This is a genomic window from Rudaea sp., assembly GCF_036383415.1.
Taxonomy (GTDB): Bacteria; Pseudomonadota; Gammaproteobacteria; order Xanthomonadales; family Rhodanobacteraceae; genus Rudaea.
The window spans coordinates 1-9,294 of record NZ_DASVOK010000067.1; the positions used below are offsets into that span (position 1 = coordinate 1).

Sequence of the window (9,294 nt, forward strand, 5' to 3'; positions counted from 1 at the left end):
CAGCGCCGCGCCGACCGCCATGACGAGCAGTCCCGGTCCCGGCGTCACCAGCATGACGACGCCGACAAGGAAGACGAGTACGCCGCCGATCACCGCGAGGATCGTGCGCAACAAATGCGGGTTAGCCTGTCTCCGCCGATGCTGACGGCGGAAGCGCGTGCCGCTGCGTGAAGCGAGAAACGCGCGGAAATGTGCGCGTAGCCAGTCGAACATGCCCGATCCACTTGTAGCTATCTTGTTGTGATGCCGTCGCGGCCGGCGAAGTTCAAGGGCGCTTGGGAAAATCTGCTCGTTCGATGGATGCAAGCTGAACCGCATGCCGCGGCGGCCACCGGCATGCGGTTACACTTGACGGCCGCATCGTTGCTCAAGAGGACGGCCATGTCTCGCATCACGACCCTGATTCTCGCTGCCTGCGCCGTGGCCGGCGCGGGCCATGCCGACACCGTCGCCGCGCAGAACACCGCGGCGCCGCCCAAGGCCGCCGCTACGGCGGCGAAGAAAGCCGCGCCGGCGACGGCGGCTGCGGAAAAGAAACCCGCAGCGGCACCGGCAGAACCCGCTGCGCCAGCCGAAGACGCGGCGTTCAAGCTGTTCCGCCACGACCTGATCAATCTGCTCGCGTTGAGCGGCGATGCGCACAAGCAGATCGCCGCGGCGCAGATCGCCGCACCCGACCAGAAAGACTCCACGCGCTCAGCGATCAAGAAGACGCCGGCGCTGGTCAAGCACGCACTCGAACTCGGCCCGCAGGATCCGCTCGTGCTCTGGATCGCGGCGTCGAACGCCTGCCTGGACAAGCCGGGCTGCGCCGATCCCGCCGCGCTGAAGACGCTGCAAAGCGCCGATGCGGACAACACCGCGGTGTGGTTGCTGTCCTGGCCGGCCGACGGCAACGCCGAGATGGAGCGCGCCAGCGTCGCGCGCATGGCGCAGACGCAGCGCTACAACGACTACTGGAACGCCGACGTCGCCGCGCTGTATCACGCGCTCGAGATCCTGCCGGTGCCCAAGGAAATCACCGCGCTCGGCCTGAGTTCGGAAAGCGCGCGGATCAATTTCGCGACCTCGATTGCGAGCGCCTTCCTGCCCGTGTCGTTGCAGAGCCTGCACCAGCTCTGCACCAAGCTCGATGCGACCAAGGACGAGGCCACGATAGCCGACTGCATCGCGGTCGCGCGCAAGCTCGAAGCCGGCGGCACGTTCGTCGCCCAGGGCATCGGCTTCGCCATCGAGGAGGCACTGCTGCAGCCCGGCGTCGACAAGGACGTGATGGGCGCGCGCCGGCGTTCGGCGGCGTGGCAGAAGGAGAAGTTCATGGAACTTTCCGGACGCTTCTCGCGCGAACCCGCACTCGCGCAGGCCTACGTCGACGCGCTGGAAAAGGAGCCCGACGCCTCCGCCGCGCTGATCGCGTTCCTGCGCGGACAGAAGCAGCACACCGATCCGCCCGGCGACTGGCAGCCGGCGCCACCGCCGAAGGCGCCCGATCCGCTCGCTGCGCCGTCGCTGTCGCCCACGCCGCCCGCGCAACCCTAGCCGGCGTCTGGGCTGCCGTGTACTCTTGGGCAACGAACGTTCTCCAGGAGTAGCGCAATGCTCAAGATTCTGGTGGCCAATTCGAAAGGCGGCTGCGGCAAGTCCACGATCGCCACCAACCTCGCCGCGCACTACGCGCAGGACGGCAAGAACACGCTGCTCGTCGATGCCGACCGCCAGGGCTCGAGCCAGAGCTGGTGCGAAAAGCGCGCCGGCTACACGACGCCGGTACTGCCGCTCGCCGGCACGCGCTCGGATTGGCGCTCGCACGTGCCGAAGGGGACGCAACGCCTCGTCGTCGACGCCCCGGCGGCGATCCGGCCGCAGGACGTCGACGCCTTCCTCGACGACATCGACGCGGTGCTGATCCCGATATTGCCTTCGCGCATCGACCTCGAAGCAAGCCAGCATTTCATCGACGGCGTCGCCGCGCTGCCGCGGGTCAAGCGCGGCAAGGTCGCGGTCGGCATCGTCGCCAACCGGCTCAAGCCGTGGACGACGGCTTCGCAAATGGCGGTCGAGGAGATGAAGGCACTGCCGTTTCCGCTGGTTGCGCAGATCCGGGACTCGCAGGCCTACGTGCTCATGGCCGGCCTCGGCAGGAGCATCTTTGACTACTCCTCGGAAGCCGCGCGCTCGCACCAGGAGGACTGGAATAAGCTGCTGCGCTGGCTGAAGAAGCTTGGCTGACTCCGACCGACGGCTTCACCTAATGCCTTGATCCCGCTTCTTCGTATCGACTTTTACAAAACCGGACACAGGCATGACCCGAGAATTGATCCTGCTGCGGCATGCCCACGCCGAAAGCGCCAAAGCCGGTGGCGACGACGCGACGCGAGCGCTTTCCGCGCGCGGCATCGCCGAAGCCGAAGACGCCGGCGCCTGGCTGCGCGAACACCAGGCGCTGCCCGCACGCGTGCTCTGCTCGCCCGCGCGACGCACGCGACAGACCCTCGAGCGCGCACTCGGCGAGGTCGACCCTGCGATCGAACCGCGCATCTACGAAGCGACCGCGGGTGGCTTGATCGCGCTGATCGACGAACACGCCGATGCCGGGCGCCTGCTCCTGGTCGGCCACAATCCCGGCTTCGAAACCGTCGTCGCCTTGCTGACGACCGGCCAGTCGGGTGACTTCCGTGGCATCCCGCCGGGCGGCATCGCTTGGATCGAGCTCGCCGGTGCAGCCGAGCCGGGAGCGGGCAGGCTCAAGGCGTTCTGGGCGCCCTGAAGTGACCGGTCATCCTGTCCTGGGCAGTAGCGCCAGACATGACGACAAAGCCTGAGAAACCTCTAATTAACCTACTGCGCTCGATAATTTGCGCGCCGGCGGTGCTCGGAATCCTCGCATACTCGTCTGTATGCTCCGGTTCCTGCGCTCCGGCGACGCGCAAATTCTCTTCGCTCGCTACGGTTACGCAGAGGCTCCTTAACCCGATGATCGCAACACAGCCGCTGCGGCTGGCCGCAGTTGGCGGCATGCTCGTCGGCTTGCTGCTCGGGCTTTGCCCTGCCGCGACCGGCGCCGCGGAACGCTATCAGCGCCTCGCGCTCGACACAGCGCGCTCGCACGTCGATTTCGAAGTGAAGGTGCTCTGGCTCGTCGGCGTGCACGGCCGCTTCGGCAGCGTGCACGGCATGATCACGCTCGACCATTTCCGCAACGCGGCGACGGTCGAAGCGCAGATCGATACCAGCGTCGTCGCGATGCGCAACCGCAGCCACGAGGAATGGGTCAAATCGGCGGAATTCTTCGATGCCGAGCATTACCCGCAGATCGCCTTCGTCTCCGATGCGATCCCGCTGCAGCGCCTGCAGATGGGCGGTGACATCGACGGCATGCTCACCCTGCGCGGGGTCAGCAAGCGCGTGCGTTTCGAACTGGCCAAACCCGACTGCCCGGCGACGAGCGGCGACGACTGCCCGCTCGAGGCCGAAGGCAGCATTCGTCGCAGCGACTTCGGCATGAGCTCGCGCCGCGGCACACTGTCCGACAAGGTCGAGCTGAGCTTTTCGATCGCGACCCGACCGATGGCCGACGGTGCACGACCGTGATGCGAAAAGATCAAAAACCCTGTTTTTTGCTCTCGTGTTTCTGAGTCCACGCAGCGCCCTCGTATTCGCGCTTGTCGCCGCGCCGGCAGTGCTGGCCGGCTGCGCGGTCGATCCGATCCACGCGCGCCGCGCGGCGGCGACGGCGAGTGCGGCGCAGGATCGCGCCCTGGACTGCGCGCCAGAACGTACCGATGCCTGCGCGATCGACACGCCCTACCGCAGCCTCGTCGCCTCGGCATTGCAGCAATCGACGCCGGTCGCGCCGGTGCACTACGTCAACCTGATCGAACGCGGCGAGGACGCCCTGTTGCTGCGCACCCACTTGATCCGCAGCGCGCGACGCAGCATCGAGATTCAGACCTTCATCTTCAGCGAGGACGATGCCGGCACGCTCGTGCTCGACGAACTGGTGAAGGCCGCGCGTCGCGGCGTCCAGGTGCGCGTGATCGCCGACCAGCTGTTCTCGCTCGACGACGCGAATCTCTACGCGGCGCTCGCTCGCGCGCACGCGAACTTCGAGTTCCGCGTCTACAACCCGACGTTGCACAAGGCCTCGACGCCGCCGCTGGAATTCGCCGCCGGCGTGCTCTGCTGCTTCTGGCGCTTCAACCAGCGCATGCACGACAAGATGCTGCTCGTCGATGACGACATCGGCCTCGTCGGCGGGCGCAACTACGAGAACCGCTATTACGACTGGGACGGTGAATTCGACTATCGCGATCGCGACCTGCTCGCCGTCGGCCCGGTCGGCACGGCCATGCGCGCTTCGTTCGACGCGTTCTGGAATTCCGCCTACGCCGTGCCGCTGAGCCGCCTGCGCGACGTCGCCGGCAGCATCCTCGATGCCGGCGTCGCCGCGCCGCGTTACGCGGTGCACGCCTACCGCAACGCGGCGCGCGTGGCCGAACTCTCGCGGCGTGCGGACGACGCGGGATTCGTCCGCGCACGTTTCGTCGACACGGCGCTGCGCGTCGGCCGCGTCGACTATTTCTCCGACGTGCCCGGCAAACCCGATCCCGCGCAGGCGAAGCGCGAATCCACGCGCCCGCTCGCCGCGCTGCTGCTCGCGGCAAAATCCGAGGTCGTGCTGCAGACGCCGTATCTCGTGCTCAGTTCGACCGCGAAGGGCATCTTCCGCGAACTGCATCGGCGCGCATCGCCGCCGCATGTGATCGTCTCGACCAACTCGCTCGCGGCGACCGACGCGTTCTACGTCTACGCGCTGTCGTACAAGTACAAGAAGCGCTATCTCAAGCTCGGCTTCGAGATCCACGAATTCAAGCCGTTTCCGGCCGAGGCGACGCAGCTGATCGCGAACTACGCCGCGCTCGGCGCCGAACCGGCGCCGCCTGCCAGCGCGGTGCGCGACCGTGCGCGCAGCAAGTATCGCAACGCGCCACTCAAGCGCGGTGGCGGCGTGCGTATCGGACTGCATGCGAAATCGATGGTGATCGACGGCGAGATCGCAGTGATCGGCTCGCACAACTTCGATCCGCGCTCGGAGAAGCACAACACCGAGGCGGGCTTCATCGTCCGCGATGCCGTCCTCGCTACGCGCCTGCGTGACTCGATCCTGCGCGATACGCAGCCCGACAACGCCTGGACGATCACCAGGCGCCAGCGCACGCGCATCCTTGGCGGCCTCAACAATGCAATCGCCAACTTCTCCGAGGCGCTGCCGATCTTCGACTTGTGGCCGTTCCGCTATGCCTCGAGCTTCGAATTCGATCCGACCGGCATGGACGGCCATTGCCACCCCTCCGCCCCGGGCAGCGCGGATTTCTATGCCTGCCACACCGACGTCGGCGACTTCCCCGAGGTCAACCTGCCGCTGAAGACCATCTACACGCGCATCGTGACCGCGTTCGGCGCGGGGCTGGTGTCGATCATGTGAACCCTCGCGGCGCGGTCCTCGCTCGCCTTCCCGAACCCGTTGACGCGGCCCGCCACGCTGGCTACCCTCACGAGTCTTCGGGGATTAACGGACCAGCGCCATGTCATTGCAGATCACGATCGACCTCAACGATGCCGACCTCCAGTTCTTCATCGACGCGGCCAAGCGCGCGCAGGCCAAGGCCGGCAACCTGACGCCGAAGCAGATCACCGATGCGGCCGGCAAACTGCTGGTCGATTCCAAGAACGTGCGCATACCCGAATTCATCGCCTCGCGCCTGTCCAAGCTCGACGCGATGATCAGCATGGTCAACGACGCCGGCTGGGACCTTGCCGAGGGCGACAAGAAGCGCGTGCTCTCGGCGCTGACCTACTTCGCCGATCCGGACGACGTGATCCCGGACAACGTGCCGGTGCTCGGCTTCCTCGACGACGCGATCATGATCGAACTGTGCCAGCGCGAGCTGCAGCATGAGATCGACGCCTACGAGGAATTCGTCGCCCATCGCGTCGCCGAAGCCAAGCACCGCGGCGTCGACGTCAACACGGTCAAGATGCAGCGCGTGGACTGGCTCGAAGACCGCCGCGCCGAACTGCAGGCGCGCATGAACACGCGTCGCACTGAGTCCTATGTGCCGACGAGTTTCTCGCAGGCGCTGTTCCGCGTGACCTGATTCCTGCGGTCTTGCGGAGGGCGGATTCGCTCGACGCAATTCACCGCGCTTTGCACGTGGCCTAGTTCCCGCAGCGAATCGCCAGACAAGTTGCGGACGCAGTTTGTGGTCCCGCCTCAGCTCTTTTGCTCGTCGTTCCCGCGAAGACGGGAATCCGGGGCTCTTGGTCTTGATTTTGCTCCGGTTGCGTCTCTTGGGTTTTCCGGGCGTCCGACGCGTGGGTCATTTTTCTTTGCTTGCCCCGCGACCACATAGGGGCCTTCGTGCTGGCGATGTCCTTGATCACAAGACATTCACCTTGGCGTAATCGACGTTGAAATCGATGACGCCGAAAAACAACAATAACCCCAGATCGCTCAACTGCTTGCGCGAACGAAATCCCGATTTCCACGGACCACACCGGGATTTGCCCGCAAATTGAGGCATCCGATTCGAACCCTTTCGTGCGGGGGCGCGCAAAAGCCGCGCGCCCCCCAGGGCTTCTACTGCAGCAACGCGTTGACCGCGTCGAGATCCTTCACCGCGATCGCGCCGGCCGCCTGCTTGAGCAGCAGGCCGCTGAGCACGAAGTTGTGGCGCGCCTGCGAGTAGGAGCTCTGCGCGCTGACGAGCTGGCTCTGGCTGGTCAGCACATCGAGGATGGTCTTGGTGCCGACTTCAAAACCGGCCTGGGTCGCATCGACCGCGCTCTGCGCCGAGACCACGGCGGCCTTGGCCGCCTCGACTTCGCTGATGCCCGAGATCACCGTGCGGTAGGCGTTGCGCGTGTTGGCGAAGACGCTGCGGCGGGTGATTTCGAACTGGTCCTGCGCCGCGTCGCGCTGGTACACGGCTTGGCGTGTCTGCGAGGAGACGAGGCCGCCGGAGAAGATCGGAATGCTCAGGGTGACGCCGATCGCCGTGTTGCCGGTGACGCTGTTGCCGTGCAGCGGGCCTTCGCTCGCGCCGTTGGCGCCGAAGTAGGTCGAGTTGCCCCAGCCCGGGGTCACCTGGCGCTGCAGCGTTGCGTTCAGCGTTGGATAGTGGCCGGAGCGCGCGGTCTGGATGCCGAATTCGGCCGAGTCCAGCGACTTCTGCGCCGAAGAGAGCGACGGATTCTGCTTCGTGGCGAGATCGACCCAAGCCTGCATGTCGGCCGGTACCGGCTTGTCGAGCGGAATCGGGTCGCGCAGTTTCTTCAGGTCGCCGAAATTCTTGCCGACGATCTGCACGAGTGCCTCGCGCTGCGTCTCGACGTTGTTCTGCGCGACGATGACGCCGGCGACCGCGGAGTCGTGCTGCGCGCGCGCGACGTGCACGTCGGTGATCGCGGACAGACCGACCTTGAAACGCTCGTCGGCCTGGTCGAGCTGCTTCTGCAGCGACTTCTCGTTGGCCTGACTGAAGGTGAGCTGGTCCTCGGCGGTGAGTACGTTGAAGTAAGCGGTCGCGGTGCGCACGAGCAGGTCCTGCGACGCGGCGTCGTAGGTGAAATCGGCGCCTTCGGACAGCGCGTTCGCGCCACGCAGGCGCGTGATGTCGGCCCAGTTGAACAACACCTGATTCAACTGCACCGTCGCCGGACGCGAGCGATTGCGCAGGTAGTCGCCGCTCGAGATGACCTCGTATTGCGAGCTGCCGTTGCTTTGGGTAACCAGACTCGGCGCACTGCTGTTGCTGCCGGTGTCGCTGCGCGAATAACCGTAGCTGCCGTTGATCTGCGGCAACAACGCGGCACGCGCCTGCGGCGACCCTTCCTTGGTGGCGAGGCGGTTCGCGTCGGCGGCGGCGAGCGTCGGGTCGGCTTCGCGTGCCTGCGCGTAGATCTGGCTCAGGTCCTCGGCGCGCAGCGGCGACGACAGTACGGCGACGGCGAGTGCTGCGGCGAGCGTGCCGAGCTTGATGCCGCCGCGTGCAGCATTATGGACAAGTTTATTTTTTTGCATTGTGGATTTCCTTCGGGAATCGGATGTCCGCGTCCAACGTTTCAAAGCGTGAATTGCGGCGCGGGCGCCGCATAGGCGAGATAGGGCAGGTCGGTCTCGAACAGCGGCTCGCTGCTCCACTCGCCGCCGCCGTCGCGCGTGCACAGGATGGCGTGCTGCACCGGCGAGATGCCGGCGATCGCGACGAGGCGACCGCCCGGCTTGATCCATTCGCGCCAGCGTGGCGGAAGCGCGGCGACCGCGCCAGTGACAATCATCACGTCGAATTGCTCGCGCGGGTCATAGGCGTTGACCGCGTCGGCCTGCTCGATGTGCACGTTGCGCACGTCGGCAGCCTTGAGGCGCGCACGCGCGGCCTCGACGAAATCGGCGCGCAACTCCACGCTGGTGACGTTGCCACCGAGATGGGCGAGGCAGGCGGTGAGGAAGCCAGAGCCCGTGCCGATCTCGAGCACGCTTTCGCCCTTTGCCGGCGCGGCTGCCTGCAGCAGGCGGCCTTCGAGCACGGGCTTGAGCATGACCTCGCCATGGCCGAGCGGCAGTTCCATGTCGGCAAAGGCGAGGTTCTGCAGCGCTGCGGGCACGAAGTCCTCGCGCCGCACCGCGCTGAGCGCACCGAGCACGCGCTCGTCGAGCACGTCCCAGGGGCGCACCTGCTGTTCGATCATGTTGTTGCGGGCGAGTTCGACGTTGAGCGACATGGTGGGGTTCCGGCGTTCACGAAAAGAATCAAAGGATAAAGTCTGCGGATTGCGCCGGCAATCGTACGATGCCGCAGTTCGCGGCGGCGTCCGAAGTGCCGGAAGTCATTCAAACCTTCGTGCATGTTCCCGCATCGTCGCTGACAGGAAGCCTGCGTCGGTGATGCGAAACGATGTTACCGATCAGTAACGATGGTGATGTTACCGATCGGTAACGGTTGCGTCAATACGGTTGGGCACAGATCACGGAATTCAATGGCTGCCTGCGCTGGCCACGACCGCACCGGTGCCCGCATCGCTCGCAGGATGCGCGACGGACTCGCCGCGTCGCACGCGGAACCAAGCCGCATACAAGGCGGGCAGGAACAGCAGCGTCAGCGCGGTCGCGGCGATCAAGCCGCCCATCATCGCGGCCGCCATCGGCCCGAAGAACGCGCTCTCCGACAGCGGGATCATCGCCAGCACGGCGGCCAGCGCAGTCAGCACGATCGGCCGGAAGCGTCGCACGGT

General features: G+C 66.0%; 9 protein-coding genes and 1 pseudogene. 6 read left to right on the forward strand and 4 right to left on the reverse strand.

What is annotated here, in order from left to right; all coding sequences use genetic code 11:
• Positions 1–213: pseudogene (locus tag VF497_RS02365) on the reverse strand (hypothetical protein); the annotation flags it as partial.
• A gap of 168 nt (positions 214–381) precedes the next feature.
• Between VF497_RS02365 and VF497_RS02370 the strand changes: the two are divergent.
• The 6 genes from VF497_RS02370 (at position 382) to VF497_RS02395 (ending at position 6,158) form a co-directional block, all read left to right on the forward strand.
• Complete coding sequence (locus VF497_RS02370; protein ID WP_330885879.1) at positions 382–1,539, forward strand: hypothetical protein; 1,158 nt, start codon at positions 382–384, stop codon at positions 1,537–1,539.
• Between the two features lie 57 nt (positions 1,540–1,596).
• Positions 1,597–2,229 (forward strand): ParA family protein, encoded by a 633-nt coding sequence (locus VF497_RS02375; protein WP_330885881.1) that lies wholly within the window; start codon positions 1,597–1,599, stop codon positions 2,227–2,229.
• 73 nt (positions 2,230–2,302) lie between these two features.
• Positions 2,303–2,767, forward strand: coding sequence for a SixA phosphatase family protein (locus tag VF497_RS02380; RefSeq protein ID WP_330885883.1), 465 nt, complete (start codon positions 2,303–2,305; stop codon positions 2,765–2,767).
• Positions 2,768–2,973: 206 nt separating this feature from the next.
• Positions 2,974–3,591, forward strand: coding sequence for a YceI family protein (locus tag VF497_RS02385; RefSeq protein ID WP_330885885.1), 618 nt, complete (start codon positions 2,974–2,976; stop codon positions 3,589–3,591).
• Between the two features lie 34 nt (positions 3,592–3,625).
• The gene (locus VF497_RS02390) at positions 3,626–5,485 is read left to right on the forward strand and encodes a phospholipase D family protein (protein WP_330885887.1); all 1,860 of its coding nucleotides are present in this window, start codon (positions 3,626–3,628) and stop codon (positions 5,483–5,485) included.
• A 100-nt stretch (positions 5,486–5,585) separates the two neighbouring features.
• Positions 5,586–6,158 carry a YkvA family protein gene (locus VF497_RS02395; protein WP_330885889.1) on the forward strand — a complete coding sequence of 191 codons (573 nt, stop codon included), beginning with the start codon at positions 5,586–5,588 and terminating at the stop codon, positions 6,156–6,158.
• Between the two features lie 482 nt (positions 6,159–6,640).
• On the opposite strand, the gene VF497_RS02400 is transcribed toward VF497_RS02395, so the two are convergent.
• The 3 genes from VF497_RS02400 to VF497_RS02410 all read right to left on the reverse strand — a co-directional run.
• Entirely contained in the window at positions 6,641–8,083 is a 1,443-nt protein-coding gene (locus VF497_RS02400) for a TolC family outer membrane protein (protein WP_330885891.1), read from the reverse strand.
• A gap of 41 nt (positions 8,084–8,124) precedes the next feature.
• The gene (locus VF497_RS02405) at positions 8,125–8,784 is read right to left on the reverse strand and encodes a protein-L-isoaspartate O-methyltransferase (protein ID WP_330885893.1); all 660 of its coding nucleotides are present in this window, start codon (positions 8,782–8,784) and stop codon (positions 8,125–8,127) included.
• Positions 8,785–9,036: 252 nt separating this feature from the next.
• The coding region (locus VF497_RS02410; protein WP_330885895.1) for an efflux RND transporter permease subunit at positions 9,037–9,294 on the reverse strand (258 nt) is incomplete at its 5' end.